Genomic DNA, 22316 nt, shown 5'->3' with positions numbered 1-22316 from the left:
TTCTTAAAGTTTGGTTATTTGTATAAAAAGGTAAAGTGGGCAGGGATATTTCCGCCTTCTGTTTTCCATTTAAAATGTCCGTTTTTATCAAAGCAATAGACAAATCCCATAGAAACATAATTTCTGGCATCTGTCATATAGATATCTTCTGTGATTGGGTTTACAGCAATTCCGTAAGGTGTTTTAATCGCAGTTTCGTATTCTTTGTCAAAAATGCTGTTGGCAATAATTTGTTCTGTTTTTACATCAATGATCCCAAAGCTCTTCTTATAGCTGTGCGTGTTGTAATTGAATTCATTTCCGTAGAAATAGAGTTTATCATTAACGATTGTCATTTCACTCACTGCGAGGTGGAAATCTTTTTTAACAATTCCTGTTGCTGCATCTATAAGGTATAGGCTGGAAGGAACGTTATAATAATCTCCTCTTGAACTCACGTACAGATCACCGTAATTATCTTTTTTAATGTGGTGAAGATTAATCGCAACATTTAATTTTTGGATTTCAGTAAAAGTGTTCAGGTCTATTACAGAAACGGTATTGTCGTAATCAGGAGCTTTGTATCCTCCGGAATTGGCCACAAATAATTTATTCCCTACAATTTCCATTTCTTCCGGTTGATACCCTACTACCACTTCACGCTGGATGGAAAGAGAAACTGTATCAATTTCCACAATTTTTCCTTTGGGTGCTTTTGGATTAACCGCTACCGGACCTGCATAGCTGCTGGCATAAGCTTTCCCTCCTTTAAAGGTTAAATAACGGCAGTTCTGTAATGGAATAGAAGTAATACGTTTGGCTGTTTTGGCATCCAACACTTCAATCTTGTTGGAAACATTGACAACAATATACAGCTTGCTTCCGTAGATCTTAATATCATTTCCAACATCTCCCAGCTCTTTTACAACATTCGGATTAATCTCCGCGTAGATGTTCCTGTAATAGGTTCCTTTGGTATAATCAAAAAAGTCCAAGGTACATTTGTTGCTTCCCATATTTCCTTCATTCAGCATGTAGAAACCTTTGATTGCTGTATTTTCTGATGGAAGTCCCTCTACCACTTCCTGGCGGACAATAATATCATCCGTACGGCATGAACTAAGAAAAGCTAAGACAAGAAATAAAAAGTAAAAGTTTAGTTTTCTCATAAGGTAAAGTTTAGAATAAGTTTAAAGTTTCTGCCCGGCATCGGATAATTGATCACTACATCATAATATTGGTTGAAAATATTATTCATCTCAAGGCTTACTTTAAATTGATGATTCGCCCAGTTGAATTTTTTCTGAACAGACAGATCATGGGTATACCAAGGCTGTACATAATTGTATTGAATGTTGTCCTGGTTCACATCATACCTTTCTCCTACATACATCGCACTGTAATTGAAACTCCAGTCTTTATAGTCCGCCATCAGGGTGAAGGAGCCACTATGCCATGGTGTGTAAGGAATCTGATTTCGGTAGAATGTATCCTCCGGATCTGTCATATCTCTTGCACTTTGGTAAGTGTAGGAAAGCAAGGGTCTCAGTTTTACTTTTCCTAACTGCATTTCTGCCTGAACATTCACGTCAGCACCTATGATTTCAACCCGTCCAAGGTTCATCATCAGCCAGCGGAACATACTTCCGTTAGGGGCTGCAACAATCTTATCCTGTACTTTGTTGTAATAACCGTCTACTTTAGCATAAAAGGATGTAAAGAATCGGTTTTTATAATTCTTCTGATACGTAAATCCTACATCATACTGATTGGTAAATTCCGGCTTCAGGTAAGTATTTCCGATATTAGTGTAATACAGATCATTGAAGGTTGGCAGTCGGAAAATCCTTTTATAGAAAGCTCTTAAAGTAAGTTCAGGAATTATTTCAGGCTGGTAGCTCATAAATACAGCGGGGGTCCATTCTCTGCTGTCTCCGGGTCTTTTATTTTTTCTTACTTCTTCAAAAGTAAAAGTTCCTAAAAGGCTGCCCAGGATCTTGAATCTGTTCCACTGATACGTTGTTGCCAATGCAACCAATGTAGTGTAACGTGTAGGATAAGAAAAGTTATCCAGATTGGCATCCAGATTATTGTACTGAAAATCCCCGCTCAGACTGACATCCCAATTGGATGTGATAGAATAGATATTGGATGAGGAAAGATAGAGCTCTCGTTGGATATAGGTGTTATCGGTATGAATAATAGACTGTGAGCGAACAGTATCCATAAAATGAGTGTAATCGTAGGCAAACTTTGCTTTCAGCTGAGTTTCAAATCTGGGAAACAGTTTTTTCCGAAGATTGGCCTGCACGAAATAATTTTCATCAGAAAGTCTTGCTCCTCTTCCTCCAAAACGGCCATTCACAATAGGAGCCGGCATTCCACGGTCTGAAATATAACCATAGCCTCTTACATTCCAGCTTCCGTTATTTAAAGTTCCGTTTAACGAAGTTTCAAAACGTTTCGCTTTGATATCTGAGTCCTGCCTCTTTGCAATCGTATCATAAGCCTGCTGTCCATCAGGATATTTCTTGGCATACCGAAATCTGTAAATCCCATCACTTTGCAGAAATTCTCCACTGAAGCTGGCAGAAGTTCTGTCTGAAATTTTCTGTTCCAATCGGAATGACGGATTAAAAAGGTCTATGGAGGCACTTTTTGCTCTTATCACAAGATTGGTTTTCTTTATTCCTTTAAATACAGGCGTTTTAGGCTGTAAATAGATAGATCCCGAAGAACCGAAATCTTTTGCCGGCTGAAAAATCTCGCTTTTCTGCCCGTTATACAATGATATTTCTTCCAGATCATCCAAAGAATATCTTCCCAGATCTACCAGTCCGTTCTGTGCATTTCCCAGTTGAATTCCATCATAGAAAACGCCTACATGCTGACTTCCGAGGCTTCGGACATTAATGGTTTTCAATCCGCCAATCCCTCCATAGTCTTTGATCTGAACACCGGAAAAATACCGAAGAGCATCTGCTACAGAATGACTGTTCAGTCTTTCCAGCTGCTCGCCCTGCAGGGTTTGTGCCGGAAGAATTTCTTTGAAGTTTTTCTTGTAAAGGTTGATCCCTTTGATTGATTCTTCCTGAACACTGTCTTTTTTGGTTTGAGAAGACAAAAGATGAAATGTTAACACCAGTATTGTGAAAACAGCTTTATGAATTGCAGATATAGTTAATTTTGCCGCCATTAGCTCATTTAGGATAATGAAGACGCTAATGGATATAAGAATACAACGACAAAGCACAGCTGTCACTGCACAGAATCATTGATGTCCTAAGCTTTATTCCACGAAAGCGTCAAACGATTATTTTCTGGCAGGTCTTCTGACTTACTCCATTTTTGAAATCCTTCCCATTAAAAAACAGTGGATATATTCTTCAAAAATCTTGGTGCGGAGCTTACAGCAGCGGGTCTGTTCCGGATTTTCACCGGATTCCCTTTTAAGAGCTTTTTAGGGCTCACCAAATTTCGGCAAAGATAAAAAATTATTCCTAACCCCCAATTAAAATCATGATTCATAAACAATTAAAGCTCCCGAAGGAGCTTTAACATGATTAAAAAGGGGTTTTATTTAAATTCCGATATTCAGGAAAATACTAAATCTGGATTTTGCTTCAATATCACCACCAGCCAAATGGGTATACATAGGAAGCATGAGTTCACTTCCCAGGCTCAGTTTTTTATAAGAGGCTTCAAACCCAATCTTCCCATACAATGCACTTCCGGCTGTATTGGGCAGGGCTTCATCAAACTGCTTGTTCTGAGCATACACTTCTCCCTGCACTCCGGTTTTTACAGAAAAGATAGATTTTTCATTTCCTGCAACCTGATAAAATCCTGTTGCAGCGTAGTTCCACTGGTTTCCGAAATGGTAATTCTTCTTATTTTCCGTTTTGATTGTATAGTCTGTATTGACCAATACAGCTACTTTATTCTTTTGAAATTTATAATTCAAAGCCGCCTGATAATCCCAGCTTCCTGTTCCCAACTGAAAACTCGGATTGACTCCGGATGCTCCTTTTTCATCAAACTTTCCCAAAGGAATTTTCACGCCCAAACCTCCGCTCACGTGATGGAAATTATCTTTAGAGCTCATTAGCTGATAGATTCCCATCAGGTTCAGATCTCCGATTCCGTTGATTTTGATATCTCCCTGCATAGTCCTTTTTTCATGAAAATGAAATGGCAGACTTGCATATACACTTAGTTTTTTAGTCAATGGAATTTTTCCCCAAAGCTGTAAGGTATTAAAATACTGATCCTGTGTAAGATCTTTTACAAATAAATTTTCTTTTGCTTTGTAATGCTGTGCAAAATATTTGATTCCGATAAACTGTGGATTCAGCAAAGATTCAAAACCGGATGATCCGTTACCGGCCGCACAACCGCATGCATCACAGTCATCATCAAAATCGAATCTGCTAAAGGTATCCGGAGCGCTATAAACACTGTCTCTAATGGTATTTGCCTGATACTGATTAAACAGGATCAAACTTAGTATCAATATAATCTTCTTCATGTTTTCTATAAATTATTCTGCAAATTTTGGATTGGATATAAAACTTTTGTCGGACAATGTTTTCAGGAAAGCAATAATCGACTGTTTTTCCTGACTATTCATGGCTATTCCTGTATGACCATTCTTTTTCAGCTGAGGATCAAGATTCGCATTATCTTCCACCTGATCTGAATAGAAATTGAGTACAGCATCTAATGTGTAAAACCTTCCGTCATGCATATAAGGTGCTGTATATTCTACGTTTCTCAAACTTGGAACACGGAATTTCATCCAGTCTACCTGATTAAGAGTAACTCTGTAACGCCCTGCATCTTTGAACTCGGTGTTATAATACATTCCTGTATTACGGAAGCTTTCATCGGTAAATAATTCTCCGCTATGGCAAGAGGCACATTTCTGTCCGAACAAAGCCATTCCCTGAGATTCTGTAGAAGTAAACTGCTCTTTTCCCTGCCTGAACCTGTCATATTTTGAATCTGCAGAAATTAAAGAAGCCATAAACTGTGACAGTGCTTTTAGAATTCTTTCTCCGGTAATGGTTTCATCTCCGTACGCTTCCCTGAAAAGTTTTTTATATTTCTGATCATCTTTTATTTTTGAAATGGCTTCCGGTATAGAACTGTCCATCTCATTGACATCTGTAATAGGGCTTATCGGTTGTTCATTGAGGTTATGAATAACACCGTCCCACATATATCTTTTCAAAAAAGCCATATTCTGAATGGGTGGCGCATTTCTGATTCCTATTCTGTCATCCACACCATGGCTTACGGTATGTCCGTGATGGGTGAAAGCATTTTCCTGAATATGGCAGAAGCCGCATGAAATGGTATTGTTTCGGGAAAGTCTTCCTTCATAGAATAATTTTCGGCCCAGCTCTACTCCGTTTTTGGTTACCAGATTGATTGATTTATCGAAAGTCATTTCCGGAAAATAAGAAGGAAACTGCAGATTGTATGCTTCATCTTTTTCCAGTGGCTGAATCACCTCATCAGAACAGGAAATACAGCTCATAATCAATACAAGCAGAACCAACATCCTTTTAATAAGAAAATTAATCATTGTGAACGTGGTCTACTTTAAACATTTTGGTAAGGTTATTGGTAACGTCTACCAAATGCTGGTTTGAGCCCATCAACATATCATTAGTTGTAGTAAGGGTAAGCGCTTTATCTCCACTCAAAAACTGATTCAGATCCGCAAGAATATGGACAGAAGGACGAATTTGTCCCGTCACTCTTGCTGTTGTCGGAAGATCCAATGTGATTTCACGGTATAGGTCAGCCTGTTCATTAGCGGTAACATTTCCCATATTTCCTGTATGATTCATAAATTCCTTTGAAGGGGCATCATTTCCATATTTCCCTTCCAGTTTCACAAAAATATACCCGGCAGCCCATGACCACGTCAGCCCTTTCTGCTTGGCTTTTGTCCAGAATTCCGCTTGACCATCTTGTCCCAGTAAGTAGGCTTTCTGGCTGATTCCCAATCCGAATTTTATTTTCTTATAATTGTTTTTCGGAATACCATCCAGATTCAGGTATATAATTCCGGCTACCGCATCCGCCTGATCTACTATGAAAGCGCCTTTATCAGGATTGTTTTCATTGTATTTAAATTCATTTCCGTTTTCGTCTATCAGTGATATGTTACTAATGACATATTTTAAAGCCGAAAAATTGTGTTTTTGTCCTTGAGAAGAAGTCTGAACCGTCTGATTTAAAACAACATCTCCTACATTATTAAATCCGTTTTCAAATTTGATCTGAAGTTTTCCGGGTGTGGTATCCTGTGGATTTTCGGCATCCCTGCTACTTTCGCAGGCTGCAAAAGAGAATAAAGTAAAGGCAATAAAGAATAGTGATAAAAATTTATAGATTTTCATTGTTGATTTTTTAAGTTGAATACTAATTATGTAATGTGAAAACATTCTTTTTTACCACAAAAGGCACAAAAGTTCCTACACTTAAGTTTTTAAGTGATAGATTTTATGCACAATAAGAACACTTACACTTTTTTAAATCTTTGATTTTTAATTGATGTAAGCTTTGTGACTTTTGTGGTTGAATAGTGATGGTTTAACTTAAAAAACCGGTGGTTTGAAAATGTGAGTCAGAAACAGAAAAGAATATGCTGTTTCATAGATAAAGTTGAAATTGGAAAGTATAATTTTTCCAGTAATGATAACCTCTGTTATCTCAGGCAATGTATATATATCAAGAATTTTCTGTCCTGAGTTTTTTATTTTATTGAAAGGAGTAGACTCTGTCTCGTTATTGGCTTTTGCCAGCTCTTTGCTCAAGTAACACTTTCCATTGCAGTGAATTTCTGGCCTGGATTTATTCACACAGAGAACTTTAATGATATAATCATAATTTACAGCATACTCTACCACTGGCACCAAAGGTCTTAGCACCATATATAAAGTAAAAAGTATGCTGTAAAATAATTTCATCAGACTATTTCTTACTTAAAGCTTCGTCATATCTTCTGCTGATCTCTTTCCAGTTCGTCACGTTCCAGATAGCGGTAAGATAATCTGCTCTTTTGTTCTGATATTTTAAATAATAAGCATGTTCCCAGACATCAATTCCGAAAATAGGAGTTCCTTTTTCTTCTACCACATCCATCAAAGGGTTGTCCTGGTTAGGAGTAGAGGAAACAAACAATTTTCCATCTTTTCCTACAGAAAGCCAGGCCCATCCTGAACCGAAACGATCCGCTCCGGCTTTAGCCATTTTTTCTTTAAAAGCATCTATACTTCCGAAAGTTTCAGTGATGGCTTTTGCTAATTTTGCAGAAGGCTGTGTATTTTTTTGAGGGGTCAGAACAGTCCAGAACAGTTCATGGTTATAATGTCCTCCCGCATTATTTCTTACTGCAACAGGCAGTTTTGAAACATTGGAAAGAATCTGAAACAACGTTTCCTTTTCCTGTGGAGTTCCTGTAATTGCTTTATTCAGGTTAGCTACATATGCTGCCGCATGTTTTGAATAATGAATTTCCATAGTCTGGGCATCAATATTTCCTTCCAGAGCATTATAAGCGTATGGCAGAGGTGTCTGCTTAAACTGAGCCAGTGTAAACTGGGCCGCGAAAACTGCAGTTACAGCAGCTATTTTCAAAATCTTCATAACGTTTTTGTTTATGGTTGAACAATGTTTTTTTGCTAAGCTGGAAGATGGGAGATGGAGGCTGGAAGTAATTGGCATTAAAGTATAAATCCTTCAACTTCTATTTACTTCTATAGCTATCTAAAAACCGCTACAGCTTTACCGTCTGGAAGAACTTCCAGCTTCCAGCTTCGCGCTCCCATCTCCCTTATTTCAATAATTTCTTAATATCCTCAATCAGGATTTCTCTGTCAGGGTGATACTTTCCCGTCAGCAGAGGTGTTTTACCTTCCGGATCTCCATAATTTAATCCTGAATAATACAGAATCGGCATATTTTCTTTGTTATATCTGCATCTGATATTTCCATTCTGATCTACCAGGGCAATCATTCCGCTGTGGTTCAGGCTTTCTCCTTCATCTTCCTTGTCACCTACGTAGATATTAAATTTATCAGCAAGATCACCAATGTATGTACGGTCTCCTGTCAGGAAATGCCAGTTGGGAGATGTCGCCCCTATTCTTTTAGCATGTTCTTTTAAAGCTTCAGGGGTATCATTTTCCGGATCAATGCTGATGGAAATGATGCCGAAGTTGGGATCATTGACCTGGTTCTGAATAGCCTTCATATTGGTATTCATCACCGGACATATTGTAGGACATTTGCTGAAGAAAAACTCTACAAGATATACCTTACCCAACATATCTTTATTAGTGATTTTTTTGCTGTTCTGATCCGTCAGTTCAAAATCGGGAACTTTCATCACGGTATAAAGGTTCTTTTTAAAATACCCCATTCCTATCCCTATTCCCAGAAAAAGCAATGCAAATAATGCGATCGGTATGATTACCTTACTTTTATTATTGGTTTTTTTATTTTTGGGCATATTTCTCAGGGCTTTTTTTGAATTCATCCTTGCAGTAAACACTGCAAAAACCATACGTTTTATTTTTATATACTGCTGTATCTTTAAGAGATCCGGCAGTCTTCATGTGACAGATCGGATCTTCTTCATTTACGACCAGTACATTTTCTATTTTCTTTCCTGAAGAGTCCATATGGCTTGCATGCTTTACCTGAGGCGTTTCCTTGGCACACGACAGTATTGATATGGACAGCAGGGCAGTCATAATAATGAGAGATTTCATTTTAATGTTAAATTGAAATTAATAATGTTAAATAAAATTATGGCACAATGCATAAGTCTGAAAAAACACAGAATTCTTCAAAAAGAAATAGTGTATTCTAACAGCTTACAATTATTCATTTTAATTGTAGAATATATCTTTAATGACTTATTAATAAAAGTTTTAAGCACTTCTATTTCATCAACTAAAAACATAGTTTATAATAGAAATTAAGCCAACGGAGGATGGAATATCCTTGAAAAGTATTCTGAAGAGTGAGAATTAAAATAGCTTGAATCAGGAATTTCAGAAAGAGATTCCGAATTCAAAAGAGAAGAAAAAGAAAGGATATCATGAGAAATAAAAACATCTAATCCTGCAATCTTTATTGTTTGGGAGCTATTGGACTGTTTTTCTGTTTTTGACAGTTCTTTTTCCACGTAGCATTTTCCCTTACATGTTGATTGGGGTACGTTTCTGTTCTCACAAAGGTTTTTCACAATATAATCATAGTTCACAGCATAGTTTACCAATGGCAAAACGGGACGTACTGCAACGGTAAAAATGATAAATATGGAAATGAATAACCTCAATGTTTTAGTTCTCTGTTACAAATATACTACTTCAAAATTGTTTTATAATAGATTTATGATGAATGTCATTATGGTTGTTTACTGTTACCCATAAAAATTACAAAACTGTGCCTGTCACCGATATAATATTATCCCGAACTTTGATTGAAACTTTAGACCTAAACTAAAATTTAGTTCTTTATATTCAATTTAATCTTGTTGATAAAAGCTTTGCTGATGTTTTTGGCAGAGCTTTTTTATTTTGTTGAAATAATAAAGGCGCTAAAAATGTTTCCGAATACTTAATGTTTTTGAATAAGACATTCAATTAAGAAGTAAACTAGCTGAAAATCTTTGATTTTCTTGCGCCCTTAAAAATAACACAATTTTTATCTTCTTTGCACCTTTGCGTTTATCCAACAAAAAACCTATTTACCTTTCTAAATTAAGTTTTGATGTGATGTTGGAAACGCAAAGACGCAAGTTTTTTTTAAAATGCTTACTGTTTTAAGACGCGAAGATTTTATCTGCGATAAAATTTAAAACTGATAATAATGAGACTGATCATTAGATTCTTACAGAATGACAAACTATGGGTATCATTTTATACTAGTTGTAATTGTCAGTCATAGTTTATACGGAAAGCGAAGGCAGTCTCATTGTCACTCCATAGAAGTCTCAATAGCATAATATGGATTTCAATGGTATGATGTATAATTTAAAACAAAAGCCCTGCTGAAATTCAGCAGAGCCTTTATTGAATATAATTTAGTTGTGCTTATTATTTGCTTTTTAAAATTTCATCCTCTGAATTCTCACTGCATTTAAAATTGCCAGCAATGCGACTCCCACATCTGCAAAAACAGCTTCCCACATGGTTGCCAACCCTCCTGCTCCCAGGATAAGAACAACTGCTTTTACCGCGAAGGCAAGAATGATATTCTGCCAAACGATCTTTTTCGTTTGTTTCCCGATGTTGATTGCCATTGGAATTTTACTCGGTTTATCATCCTGAATCACGACATCAGCTGTTTCAATAGTGGCATCACTTCCTAAACCTCCCATCGCAATTCCCACATCACTTAAAGCAACTACAGGTGCGTCATTCACTCCGTCTCCTACGAAAGCTACCGTTTGGTTTTTAGCTTTGATTTCTTTAACCTTATTTACTTTATCTTCAGGCAGCAGATCTCCAAATGCATTGTCAATTCCCAGCTGATCTGCTACATATTTCACCACGGTTCCTTTATCACCGCTCAGCATCGTAGCTTTTACATTCATTTTATGCAGATTGTCTACGGTTTCTTTAGCATCTTCTTTTATGCTGTCAGCAATCGTGATATACCCTACGAACTTTTTGTCATAAGCTACTGCGATCACGGTGTAAACAATACTGGAGTGGTTGGTATCGTAACTGATACTGAATTTATCCATCAGCTTAAAATTCCCTACCAGAAGTTCTTTACCGTTAACAGTCGCTTTCAGTCCGTGACCGGCAATTTCTTCTACATTTTCTAAAGGAATGGCGTGATTGATATCTCCTACATAATTGTGAATAGCTGTTGCTACCGGATGGGTACTTTTACTTTCGAGGGCATTGACCATCTGAAGGATTTCTTCTTTGTTAAATTCAGGGTTCATGCTTACTTCCTGAACTTTGAATACACCTTCTGTCATCGTTCCTGTTTTATCCATCACGACATTCTGAATCTCTGCAATGCTGTCCAGGAAATTACTTCCTTTGAATAAAATTCCGTTTCGGCTTGCGGCTCCGATTCCTCCGAAATACCCTAACGGAATAGAGATTACCAATGCACAAGGACAAGAAATGACAAGGAAAATCAATGCTCTGTACAGCCAGTCTCTGAATTGATAATCGCTCACAAAGAAATAGGGCAGTAAAGAGATTCCTATGGCAAGAAATACTACAATAGGGGTATATACTTTAGCAAATTTTCTGATGAATAATTCGGTAGGAGCTTTCTGCGCTGTGGCATTCTGAACCAGTTCCAGAATTTTACTCAATTTACTGTCTTCATAGGCCGTATTTACTTTAACCAAAGCAATACTGTTCATGTTTATCATTCCGGCAAGAACGACTTCGCCTTTATTTTTGGTATCAGGTTTACTTTCTCCTGTTAAGGCCGCCGTGTTGAATGAAGCTGAATCTGAAAGCAGTTCTCCATCCAGAGCCAGTTTTTCACCGGGTTTCAGCTGAATAATATCTCCAATTTTAGCTTCTTTAGCTTTCATTGTTTTAGGCTGATTATTTTCCATCACGGTTACCTCATCAGGACGCTGATCCAATAGTGCTTTTATATTTCCTTTGGCTCTGGTCACTGCCATAGACTGAAATACTTCTCCTACGGCATAAAAGAGCATTACCGCTACTCCTTCCGGGTATTCTCCAATGACAAAAGCCCCAATGGTTGCAATGCTCATCAGAAAGAATTCTGAAAACACATCTCCTTTGATGATACTTTTATAGGCATCTTTCAATACAGGGAATCCTACGGGAATATAAGCCGCCAGGAACCATACCAAACGTACCCAGCCAGTAAACCATAAGGGTTTTATATAGTTATCAAAGGCAATTCCCAATAATAAGATCGCAAAGGATATAATTGCAGGAAGAAACATCTGAAAGACCGTCTGATCTGCGGAATCGTGAGAATGATCATGGCCATCGTGGTCATGTCCATCTCCTTCTGAATGGTTATGTTTGTGCCCTTTTGTATCGGGCTTTTCCGGGGTTGTACTACAGCATTTTTCCATAACTGATATTTTTATACAAATGTAAAGATGAGACTGATGCAATGCTATTGCAAACTTTCAAGACAGTTTTCGCAGATTCCTTTGGCAAAGAGTCGTATTTCATCAATCCTGAAATTGGTCTGTATGTTTTCAGGAAAGGAAATATCTTCTTTGCAGGTGGTTTGTTTGCATATTTTACAATAGAAATGCAGGTGCCAGTCTTTATGTGTTTTTTCATCGCAATCGTCTTCGCATAATTTGTATTTTGTGGTTGTATTTTCCTGAATGCTGTGAACAATTCCTTTTTCTTCAAAGGTTTTCAATGTTCTGTAGATGGTAATTCTGTCAGCATTGTCAAAATAATTTTCTATTTCAGAAAGGGATAAAGCCGCTTCCTGAGAGCTTAAAAAATCATATACCAAAATCCTCATACTGGTAGGTTTGGTATTTTTATCAATGAGTTTGTGTTCTATATCTTTTTTCATTGTAAGTTTTTAATTTTTTACAGATGGACTTCATTTTCTTCATAGCCTTCATCTTCTATCTGAAAAGTTGTATGACTGATTTTAAAGTTATTCACAGTAGTATCCGTCAATATTTTTAACAATTGATTCTGAGAATATGCTGCTTCTTTTACCACATGAGCACTCATAGCATTGACGCTTGATGTCAGTGACCATACATGCAGGTCATGAATATTTTTCACTCCCGGAGCTTGTTCCAGAGATTTACGAAGTTCATGAATATCCACTTCTTTAGGAGTTCCTTCAAGCAACACATTAATGGCTTCTTTCAACAGTCTCCATGTTCTTGGGAAGATCAGTAATCCAATTGCGGCTGAGATCAACGGATCGGCGTAGTACCAGCCTGTTGTGAGCATAATCACTCCTGCTATCATCACTCCTACAGAGGTCAGCATGTCTGAAAGTACTTCAAAATACGCGCCTTTCATATTTAAGCTGCTTTCTGAGTCTTTTCTCAGAATCATCATTCCGACAATATTGACGATTAATCCGATTCCTGCTACAATCAGCATGGATTTACTTTGTACTTCCGGCGGATCTTGAAACCGCTTGTAAGCTTCAAATAAAACATAGATCGAAATAGCCAGTAAAACCACCGCATTGATTACGGCTGCCAATATTTCTGTCCTGTAATACCCATATGTTCTTGAAGGATCTGCTTTTCTTTCTCCAATTTTGATGGCGATAAATGCCAGTAACAATCCTACAACGTCTGTCAGCATATGGGCTGCATCAGCCAATAACGCCAGACTGTTGGTAACAATTCCTCCTATTACCTCAGCAATGAGATAGGTTCCGCTAAGGCAGAGTACGATCAGGAGGTTCTTTTTATGTCTGCTTCCTGCAGAAACAATTTGTGTTGGTGTGCTTTCCATATGGTGTATGGTTTAATTACATTTCATAATAAGATGTATTTTCTTTTTTAGGGGGAACATTCTGCTCACCGATCATTTGCCTGATATTGATTTCTATGGTCTGCGCCAGGGAAGTCATCGGAGTGTCTACAGGACCATTTTCAAACGGATCCTGCATGATGATGGATGTTTTTTCAATAGCAATGAATGTCACCGGAACCAGGAAAGTAATGGCAATTTCTACCAACAGCTGTGAATCATCAAGTCCAAAGGGAAGAATTGCCGCAAAAACATAGATTAAAATATGAACTAAAACACTGTAAGAACGTGGAAAAACCGTATTCTTCAGTCTTTCACATTTCCCCATACTGTCGCAGAGCCTTGTGATGATATCATTCAGCTGCATCTGCTGAAAATCGGTCAATCCTTTGGAAGCTGCAATTTCTTTCAGCTGTCTGGAGTGTTCGTCCAGAATTGCATTGGGAATATTGGTTCCTTTGATCTGATGCTGATCCAAATATTGCTGAACTTTTTCAGAAAACGGCAGTTTTCTCAAAGATTCCCCAAGTGCATACGTCCAGGTAATTTGTCTTTCGGCAAAATCTTTTATTATTTTGTCATTTCCCACCGGCATAAACTGAATAATCAACCTTACAAAAGTCCGGGAATCGTTAACAATTGCCCCCCAAACAGTTCTGGCTTCCCACCATCTTTCATAGGACTGGGAAGTACGGAATGCCAGAAGCAATGATACAGCCGTTCCCAGCAAAGCAGGAATATTCAACGGCAGTGAGATCTTGCGAAACCATGGCAGTTCGTCCAAAAGGCCAATGGCTATGGCAAACATTCCGATAAACAGGATTTGGCTTTTTATTTCACGGATGAAATACCAGACTGATATTTTTTTGTTTAATAACATAATTGGGTTATTTATTAAAATTCGGTGAGGTTATCTTGAGTTTTCCCCAACCGTTTTCATTCAATAAAAATTACGTAAACAGCTCTAATTTAAGGATAAAAATCGATATTTTACTAGTTCCGGCTACTTTCATTAATGTTCGTGTTCTCCTGAATTAACCAGTTTGGCATTCACGAAAAATGCTCCTTTCACTACTATTTTTGCATTGTCAGGAATATTCCCCACCGGGGTTATCGCGGTATATCCCATATCAGATGTTCCTTTCACTATTTCTATTTTTTCAAAGTTTAAGGTTTTCGGATGTGGTTTGCCTTTTTCTTCATGCTCTTCTTCCGCTTTTTTATCGGTCTGAACAAATACAAAATATTTCCCGTCTGCTTCTACAATGGCTTCTGTAGGAACTGCCGGGGTTGTACTTTTATCAAGGCTTACAATTCCGGTGATATTCATTCCGTCAATCAGTCCGGATTTGTTTCCGATCACTTCGCAATGCATGGAAATAGTTTTACTTTCATTTTCAAAAGAAGATCCTATGCTGTAAATTCTTGCATCATATTCGGTTTCCGGATTGTTGGTCAGTTTAAAATGAACAATCTGCCCCACTCTCATTTTAGGAAGATCTTTTTCAAACACCTGAAGATCGAGATGGATGGAGCCGTTATCAATCACTGTAGCTACGGGAGAAGAGATATCTACATAGCTTCCGATCTGTGCTGTAATACTGCTGATCGTTCCACTGATAGGTGCTGTGATCACCAGACCGGATTTCATATTTCCATTGTTTACTTTTCCAGGGCTTATTCCCATCATCTGAAGCTGTTTCAACAGGGAAGCTCTTTTTGTTCTTAAGGTTTTCAGTTCTGCATCGGCACTCTGAAGGTTCTTCTTGGCTCCTGCATCATTATCAAAAAGCTCTCTTTGTCTTCTGTATTCCTGTTCTGCATAGGTTATTCTGCTGTTGGTAGTCAGATAATCTTCCTGAAGCTGGATATATTCCGGGTTGGCAATGGTTGCAATGACTTGTCCTTTTTTCACGATACTTCCTACCTGGATATTGATGGTTTTGATAATTCCTCCGTACAGGGAAGTGATGGTTGCTTTATTACTGTTCGGTACACTGAGCAAACCGTTGGCTTTTATCGTTGATGTCAGCTCTTTCATTTCTACGGTTCCCAAAGCCACTCCTACAGACCTCATCTGTTCTTCTGTGAGTGAGGCTATAGTTTGTCGAGCTTCTTCATGTGCCTGTTCTTTCTGTTCTGTTTTCTCAGGAGCTTTTTCTTCTGAAGCTTCTTTTTTTCCACAACTTGTCAGTAATAGTGAAATCAGGATAAGGGGTATGATATTATATTTGAGTTTCATATCTAAGAATGTATTTTGTCTGATACTGTATTTCAGCGCTTTTATATTATTTATTAATGATTGAATTAATAGTTACTACAGATTGATTCACCTGCTGGATAGATTCCAGATATTTCAGCTGAATGTTTGTAGCCGTCTGCAGGGCAAAAAGATATTCAACATAGGAGATCTCTCCTGTTTTATAGCCTAACTGGGCCGCTTTTACAATTTTCTCAGCATTTGGCAACGCCTGACTTATGTAATAATCATACTGCTGAATATCCTGCTGGTATTGACTGAACGCATTGTCCAACTGTGCGGAAAGTTGTTTCTGCCGCATTTTCGCATTAGTTTCTGCAACCTGTCTGTCATATTCCAGAGCCTGAATCCTAGCTTTTGTCGCTCCAAAAGTCAAAGGAATAGCCACTCCTACCGTTGCCGACTGAAAACGTTTCCCTGAGTTATAAAAATTCTCCTGCCCGTTGATGGTATGAAGACCAATCAAAGACTGGTTGGTATATCCTAAGCTGAAATCAGGGAGTCCAAGAGATTTTTCAACTTTCTTATTTTTCTCAGCAATTTCCATTTCCTGGTAAAAGGCTCTTACAGACGGATTGTTGGCTACCACTGCACTGTCGAGTACATTTTCTGCTTTTAAAGGAACATAATCTTTGTTAAACGGAACTTCAAGATTTTCTGACGTATTCATAAGGGTCTTTAAATTCTTATAGGCATTATTCAGAAAGACTTCATTTTGTCTGAGCAGCAGATCAATTTCTCCTTTTTGGGTTTCTGCAGTACTGATTTCTATCTTTTTGATATCACCCGCTTTGAATCTTACGGTTGCAATTCTGATGAATTCCTCATAATATTTGTCCAGCCTCGTCAACTGAGCTTTATTATACTGTAAATATTCAATCTGATAATAGTAAGTACGCACCTGTTTTACTAGTTCATTCGCTGTAATTTCCTTATCAATCTGTTTGCTTTTAATATTCTCATTGATTAAGTCTTTTCTTGCTTTAAAAAGTGTTGGAAAAGGAATACTCTGTGAGATTGCAAACGACTGGTCAAACTTTGGGCTATTATACTGTCCAAGCTGAGCTTCAAGGCTTAATTTCGGGAGTTCTTTTGCGGTTGCCCTTAAAGCTTCAGCAGACTTAATACTTAAGTCTTTTGACTGCAGGGTTAAATTATTATTCACTGCTTGCTCTACCGCCTGTTCTACAGAAATAGGTCTGGACTGTGCTTTAAAAGTCTGTCCCAGCATCATAAATCCTACAACAAGAACCGCCGTAAACATTCCCGTATTATTACTTTTTCTTTTCAAAATTTTCGTGTTAAAAATGATATACAGCATCGGTAAAACAAATAGTGTAAGGAATGTAGCTGTTACCAGACCACCAATCACTACAGTTGCCAAAGGTTTCTGTACTTCTGCTCCGGCTCCGGTGGAAATAGCCATCGGTAAAAATCCTAATGAGGCCACTGTAGCGGTCATTAATACAGGTCTTAATCTGGTTTTTGTTCCTTCAAATACTCTTTTCAGAATATCTGTTTCGCCTTCTTTTTCTAACTGGTTGAATGTTCCTATCAAAACAATTCCGTTCAATACTGCCACTCCAAAAAGGGCAATAAATCCAATTCCTGCACTGATACTGAATGGCATATCTCTTATTAAAAGGGCAAATACTCCACCAATAGCACTCATAGGAATCGCAGTAAAAATTAATGCAGCCTGTTTGAATGAGCGGAAAGTAAAATACAACAGCATAAAAATAAGAAGCAATGAAACCGGAACAGCGATCATCAGACGTTTGCTTGCTTCCTGAAGGTTTTCAAACTGTCCACCATAGGTAAAGTAATATCCGGAAGGCAGTTTCACTTTATCCAGTTTTGCCTGAATATCTTTCACTACACTTTCTACATCACGATCTTTTACATTAAATCCGATAACTATTCTACGTTTTCCTTGTTCACGACTGATCTGTGCCGGACCTAATTTATAACTGATGTTAGCCACTTGTGACAATGGAATCTGCGCTCCGGTGCTGGAGGTGATCATCAGGTTATTTACATCCGAAATATCGGTTCTGTGAAGGCTATCCAGACGGACTACGAGATCAAAACGTCTTTCATTTTCAAAAACCTGTCCGGCAGCTTTTCCTGCAAAGGCCGTACTTACGGCATTATTGACATCTTCGATATTCAATCCATAATTGGCGATTCTTGTTCTGTCATATTGAACATTAATCTGCGGAAGACCGCTCACTCTTTCAATCTGAGGCGCGGTAGCCCCATCTACTGTCTGAATAATTTTTCCCACCTTATCTGCATACACGGCTAATGAATCAAGATTCTCTCCGAAAATCTTTACAGCAACATCCTGTCTGATCCCTGTCATCAATTCATTGAAACGCATCTGGATAGGCTGGTTTTTCTCAAAGAATACACCCGGAATCGTTTCCAGTTTTTCACTAATCTCATCTGCCAGTTCGTCATAAGATTTCTTGGTTTTCCATTCACTTTGTGGTTTCAATACCACAATCATATCGGTTGCTTCAGGCGGCATCGGGTCTGTAGGAACCTCAGCAGAACCGGTTTTCCCGACCACCATTTTCACCTCATCAAACTGTTTGATAATTCTTGATGCCTGCATGGAGGTTTCTATACTCTGGCTCAATGAACTTCCCTGCGGTAAAATACAGTGAAATGCATAATCTCCTTCCTGCAGCTGAGGAATAAACTCACCACCCATATTTTTAAAAATAAAAGCAGAGATAAGAAAGACTACAGCCGTTGCTGAAACCATTGCATATTTCACTTTTATTGATTTCTGCAATAATGGCTGATAAATCTTTTGCAGGCTATTCATCATTTTATCAGAGAACGTTTCTTTATGAGATATTTTCTTAGATAAAAACAGGGCGCTCATCATTGGAATGTAGGTCAGGGATAAAATTAAAGCTCCTAAAATGGCAAATCCTACTGTTTTTGCCATTGGAGTAAACATTTTCCCTTCCACACCAGCCAAAGTAAGAATTGGGATGTATACGATAAGAATAATGATTTCCCCGAAGGCTGCACTGCTTCTGATCTTGGATGCGGAAAGAAATACTTCTTCATCCATCTCAGACTGCGTTAATGCACGGGCAGATTTCCTTACTCCTAAATGATGCAAAGTGGCTTCTACAATAATTACCGCACCATCCACAATCAAACCGAAATCTATTGCCCCAAGGCTCATCAGATTGGCACTTACTCCAAAAACATTCATCATTCCCAGCGCAAACAATAAGGAAAGCGGAATGGCAGAAGCCACGATAAGCCCTGCCCTAAGGTTTCCAAGGAAAATTACAAGTACGAAAATAACGATCAGTGCTCCTTCAACAAGATTTTTCTGTACAGTATTGATGGCTCTGTCTACAAGGTCTGTCCTGTCCAGAAACGGCTCTATAATAACATCATTGGGAAGAGATTTCTGAATGGTAGGAATTTTTGCTTTGATATTGTTTACGACTTCATTACTGTTCGCTCCTTTCAGCATCATCACTACTCCACCTACGGCATCTACTTTTCCGTCATAGGTTAATGCACCGTAACGAACGGCACTTCCTAAACGAACATCAGCGACATCTTTGATAAATATCGGAACGCTTCCAGTTTCATTTTTAACGGCTATGTTTTTGATATCTTCAAGGGAGGTTACTAACCCTATCCCACGGATAAAATAAGCATTGGGCTTTTTATCAATATAAGCTCCTCCTGTATTCTGATTGTTTTTTTCAAGCGCAGTAAATATTTCAGTAATACTTGTTCCCATTGCTTTTAAACGATTGGGATCAATAGCCACTTCATATTGTTTTAATTCTCCTCCAAAACTGTTGATTTCTGCAACGCCTGGTGTTCCGTTCAGCTGTCTTCGAACGATCCAGTCCTGCATGGTTCGGAGTTCTTTGGCATTGTATTTCTTTTCGCTTCCTTTTTTAGGGTGAAGAATATACTGATATACTTCCCCAAGACCTGTACTTACAGGAGCCAGCTCAGGAGTTCCTACTCCTTTTGGAATTTCTTCCACTGCATTTTTCAGCTGTTCATTAATGAGCTGTCTTGCAAAGTACACATCTACATTTTCTTTGAACACCACTGTAATCACAGAGAGCCCGAATCTTGAAATACTTCTTGTCTCCTGAATATCGGGAACATTGGCAATACTTTGCTCAATGGGAAAAGTAACCAGCTGTTCTACTTCCTGTCCCGCCAATGTAGGACATACGGTAATGATCTGCACCTGATTGTTGGTGATATCCGGCACAGCATCTATTGGCAATCTGGTGGCACTCCACGTTCCCCAGATGATCAGTACCAGAGTCATCAACCCAATGATCACCTTATTTTTAATACTGAATTTTATGATTTTATCTAACACGATTTTTAGGTAATTTTTATTGAAAATGAATGCACACAGCATAAAATACTGCAGCAAAAATATCCTGAAAACCTCTGCAATGGTATTGCAAAGTTTCAAGCACAGTTAAATATTAGAAAGCATAACTTTCTAAAAGTCAATAAAAATTAAATTTTAGGAGGCTGCCAGATAGGGTCGTAGATCTGGTAAGCAAAGTCATTTTTGTGAAATAAGATCTTCTTTGAAAAGTAAGCCGGAATCTGCTCAGGAATCTCCAATAAAGGATCCATTTTAAATGCTGAAACCGTCATCTGACAGCAGCTGCATGCACACAGTGGAGAACAGATATCTCCTTTTTCTGTAGAATGAACGCCGTGAATACTTAATGAGATCTTATTATCTCCTGAATTCAACGGATGGGACGTGTCTTCACATGGCATCAATGATAACGCCATGAAATAAAATGCAAGTATCCATCTTAAGAGGTTCATTGTTACAAAGGTAGAGATTTTTTCTGAAGTCGAGATCTATCTCTCATATAACTTGATCTGAAAAGCATAATTTTTACCTTCAAATTCATTTTTTATAAAGGATTCTAACTAAAAATATTCACCATATGAGCAATTACCATAATAAAAAAACAATAAAACGAAATATCCACTAAATAAAACACAAAATCAAATACTTTTTATTAAAAAATATTAATATTGAAAAATATCAACAAAACAACATTGATTTTTTTGTAAATTTGCAAATATCAAATAACTATTTTAGAAACAATAAAACTATTATTAAATACGACGTAATTTGTCGCTACCTGATTATAGTTTTACAAAAAAAATTAATTAATAATTATGAAAACACAATTATTTTCGATTGCACTGCTAGTGTCATCATTCACCTTTGCACAAAGTTGGAATCTTGCAGGAAATACAGGAACCAATTCATCCAACAACTTTATTGGGACTACAGATAACCAGCCATTAGTTTTGAAATCTAATAATATTGAAGGTCTTCGAATTAAGCCTAATGGGAATGTGGGAATAGGAATTACAAGTCCCGATGCTAGATTGCATATAGTTCAGGATAATATTAATGATCAAAATTTAGTCTTAGGAAAGTTTTCATCTATCGGAGCAACTGGAGGTACTGCAATAGTTCGTTTAGTATATAATAGTACTACTGCTAATCTGGAAGTCAATTCCACATACACAGGCAATGGATTCAGATATGGAACTTATGGTGATTTTAATATTGAAAATGAAACTTCACCAGGTTTTGGAGCAATTAATTTTATTACAAACAAAAAAGTACAAATGGCAATCTCACCCAATGGAAATGCCTCATTACAAGGTAAGTTTGAAGCCAAAGAAGTAAAAGTGACTCTAACTCCTACTGCTGATTTTGTATTTGAGGAAAAATACGATCTCCCAAAATTAGAAGAAGTTGAAAAACACATCAAAGAGAAAAAACACCTTCCTGAAATTGCTTCTGCTAAAGTAATGGAAAAAGAGGGTGTGAATGTGGGTGAATTCCAGATTAAACTATTACAAAAAATAGAAGAACTTACATTGTACTCAATTGATCAGAATAAACAAATAAAGAAACAGGCAGAACAGCTGAAACATCTTAAGGATGAAAATGAAGTTTTAAAAGCCCAATCTGCTAAAATTGAAAAGCTCGAGCAGCAGGTTCAGAAATTATTATCAACAGAAAAATAACCACAAATGAAAAGAAAATTACTCTCACTATCATCCCTGATGATAGGATTCTTCGGCTTTTCCCAAACCGAAGTTTATTTCAAATATGACGAAGCTGGAAATCAGAGATACAGAGGAATCGACGCTGCTGGTAAAAAGGCTGAAGAGATTGTTTCAAAAGAATCAAAAGTAACAGCCGTCACTAGACAAGCTCCTGTTATTGATGAGAAAACATTCTTGAAACAAATACGCCTTTACCCCGTTCCTGTCAACGACTATCTTACCATAGACTGGACAGAAAAAGTAGATGGATTAATAGAATCTGTTTCATTGTATCAACACAGTACCGTCCACTGGAAATTCCAACAACAGAATATCCCAGACTTAAACCGCCAGGTTAAGATCAATATGACGGGTTATGACTGGGGAGTGTATGTTGTGCGCTTTACCCTAAAAGACGGCAGAGTTTTCAGTAAAAACATTACCAAACGATAGAT

Annotated in this window: 19 protein-coding genes and 1 riboswitch; of the genes, 2 read left to right on the top strand and 17 right to left on the bottom strand. The window is 37.7% G+C overall.

The genetic code is table 11. The features are described 5' to 3' along the window. Positions 1 to 14: 14 nt before the first annotated feature. The 17 genes from CHRYMOREF3P_RS15965 to CHRYMOREF3P_RS15885 form a co-directional block, all read right to left on the bottom strand. Positions 15 to 1148, bottom strand: coding sequence for a YncE family protein (locus CHRYMOREF3P_RS15965; protein WP_180565033.1), 1134 nt, complete (start codon positions 1146 to 1148; stop codon positions 15 to 17). Beyond that, complete coding sequence (locus CHRYMOREF3P_RS15960; protein WP_077413555.1) at positions 1145 to 3175, bottom strand: TonB-dependent receptor plug domain-containing protein; 2031 nt, start codon at positions 3173 to 3175, stop codon at positions 1145 to 1147. The genes CHRYMOREF3P_RS15965 and CHRYMOREF3P_RS15960 overlap by 4 nt, the downstream gene beginning before the upstream one ends. 108 nt (positions 3176 to 3283) lie before the next feature. Then, positions 3284 to 3469, bottom strand: a riboswitch (cobalamin riboswitch). 90 nt (positions 3470 to 3559) lie between these two features. Next, positions 3560 to 4507 (bottom strand): transporter, encoded by a 948-nt coding sequence (locus tag CHRYMOREF3P_RS15955; RefSeq protein WP_077413554.1) that lies wholly within the window; start codon positions 4505 to 4507, stop codon positions 3560 to 3562. Between the two features lie 12 nt (positions 4508 to 4519). Next, the gene (locus CHRYMOREF3P_RS15950; protein WP_077413553.1) at positions 4520 to 5569 is read right to left on the bottom strand and encodes a cytochrome-c peroxidase; all 1050 of its coding nucleotides are present in this window, start codon (positions 5567 to 5569) and stop codon (positions 4520 to 4522) included. Further along, positions 5562 to 6392, bottom strand: coding sequence for an MbnP family protein (locus tag CHRYMOREF3P_RS15945; protein WP_180565032.1), 831 nt, complete (start codon positions 6390 to 6392; stop codon positions 5562 to 5564). Before CHRYMOREF3P_RS15945 ends, CHRYMOREF3P_RS15950 begins: the two co-directional genes overlap by 8 nt. Positions 6393 to 6590: 198 nt before the next feature. Continuing rightward, positions 6591 to 6962, bottom strand: coding sequence for a hypothetical protein (locus CHRYMOREF3P_RS15940; RefSeq protein ID WP_175627179.1), 372 nt, complete (start codon positions 6960 to 6962; stop codon positions 6591 to 6593). A gap of 4 nt (positions 6963 to 6966) precedes the next feature. After that, positions 6967 to 7641 carry a superoxide dismutase gene (locus tag CHRYMOREF3P_RS15935; protein WP_317169702.1) on the bottom strand — a complete coding sequence of 225 codons (675 nt, stop codon included), beginning with the start codon at positions 7639 to 7641 and terminating at the stop codon, positions 6967 to 6969. Positions 7642 to 7828: 187 nt separating this feature from the next. Then, positions 7829 to 8506, bottom strand: a complete 678-nt coding sequence (locus CHRYMOREF3P_RS15930; protein WP_180565031.1) for an SCO family protein — start codon at positions 8504 to 8506, stop codon at positions 7829 to 7831. Next, positions 8493 to 8768, bottom strand: coding sequence for a YHS domain-containing protein (locus tag CHRYMOREF3P_RS15925; protein WP_077413550.1), 276 nt, complete (start codon positions 8766 to 8768; stop codon positions 8493 to 8495). Before CHRYMOREF3P_RS15925 ends, CHRYMOREF3P_RS15930 begins: the two co-directional genes overlap by 14 nt. A gap of 209 nt (positions 8769 to 8977) precedes the next feature. Then, the gene (locus CHRYMOREF3P_RS15920; RefSeq protein ID WP_077413548.1) at positions 8978 to 9340 is read right to left on the bottom strand and encodes a hypothetical protein; all 363 of its coding nucleotides are present in this window, start codon (positions 9338 to 9340) and stop codon (positions 8978 to 8980) included. A gap of 771 nt (positions 9341 to 10111) precedes the next feature. Further along, complete coding sequence (locus CHRYMOREF3P_RS15915; RefSeq protein WP_410493571.1) at positions 10112 to 11761, bottom strand: heavy metal translocating P-type ATPase; 1650 nt, start codon at positions 11759 to 11761, stop codon at positions 10112 to 10114. Positions 11762 to 12138: 377 nt separating this feature from the next. Beyond that, positions 12139 to 12558, bottom strand: a complete 420-nt coding sequence (locus CHRYMOREF3P_RS15910; protein ID WP_077413546.1) for a Fur family transcriptional regulator — start codon at positions 12556 to 12558, stop codon at positions 12139 to 12141. 17 nt (positions 12559 to 12575) lie between these two features. Then, positions 12576 to 13472 carry a cation diffusion facilitator family transporter gene (locus tag CHRYMOREF3P_RS15905; RefSeq protein ID WP_180565030.1) on the bottom strand — a complete coding sequence of 299 codons (897 nt, stop codon included), beginning with the start codon at positions 13470 to 13472 and terminating at the stop codon, positions 12576 to 12578. A 16-nt stretch (positions 13473 to 13488) separates the two neighbouring features. Continuing rightward, positions 13489 to 14370, bottom strand: a complete 882-nt coding sequence (locus CHRYMOREF3P_RS15900) for a bestrophin family protein (RefSeq protein ID WP_180565029.1) — start codon at positions 14368 to 14370, stop codon at positions 13489 to 13491. Positions 14371 to 14502: 132 nt separating this feature from the next. Further along, positions 14503 to 15732: an efflux RND transporter periplasmic adaptor subunit gene (locus tag CHRYMOREF3P_RS15895; RefSeq protein ID WP_180565028.1), complete on the bottom strand. Its 1230-nt coding sequence runs from the start codon at positions 15730 to 15732 to the stop codon at positions 14503 to 14505. A gap of 46 nt (positions 15733 to 15778) precedes the next feature. Continuing rightward, a complete protein-coding gene (locus CHRYMOREF3P_RS15890) occupies positions 15779 to 20140 on the bottom strand; it encodes a CusA/CzcA family heavy metal efflux RND transporter (protein WP_180565027.1) in 4362 nt (1453 codons plus the stop codon). Positions 20141 to 20286: 146 nt separating this feature from the next. Then, positions 20287 to 20610, bottom strand: coding sequence for a DUF6660 family protein (locus tag CHRYMOREF3P_RS15885; protein ID WP_079240189.1), 324 nt, complete (start codon positions 20608 to 20610; stop codon positions 20287 to 20289). Between the two features lie 363 nt (positions 20611 to 20973). Between CHRYMOREF3P_RS15885 and CHRYMOREF3P_RS24170 the strand changes: the two genes are divergently transcribed. Beyond that, positions 20974 to 21840 (top strand): cell wall anchor protein, encoded by an 867-nt coding sequence (locus CHRYMOREF3P_RS24170; protein ID WP_232539046.1) that lies wholly within the window; start codon positions 20974 to 20976, stop codon positions 21838 to 21840. A 6-nt stretch (positions 21841 to 21846) separates the two neighbouring features. Beyond that, positions 21847 to 22314 (top strand): hypothetical protein, encoded by a 468-nt coding sequence (locus CHRYMOREF3P_RS15875; RefSeq protein WP_180565026.1) that lies wholly within the window; start codon positions 21847 to 21849, stop codon positions 22312 to 22314. Positions 22315 to 22316: the final 2 nt, after the last annotated feature.

The sequence above is a fragment of the Chryseobacterium sp. JV274 genome (assembly GCF_903969135.1).
Lineage (GTDB): Bacteria > Bacteroidota > Bacteroidia > Flavobacteriales > Weeksellaceae > Chryseobacterium.
This window is presented reverse-complemented; position numbering and strand designations above follow the sequence as displayed.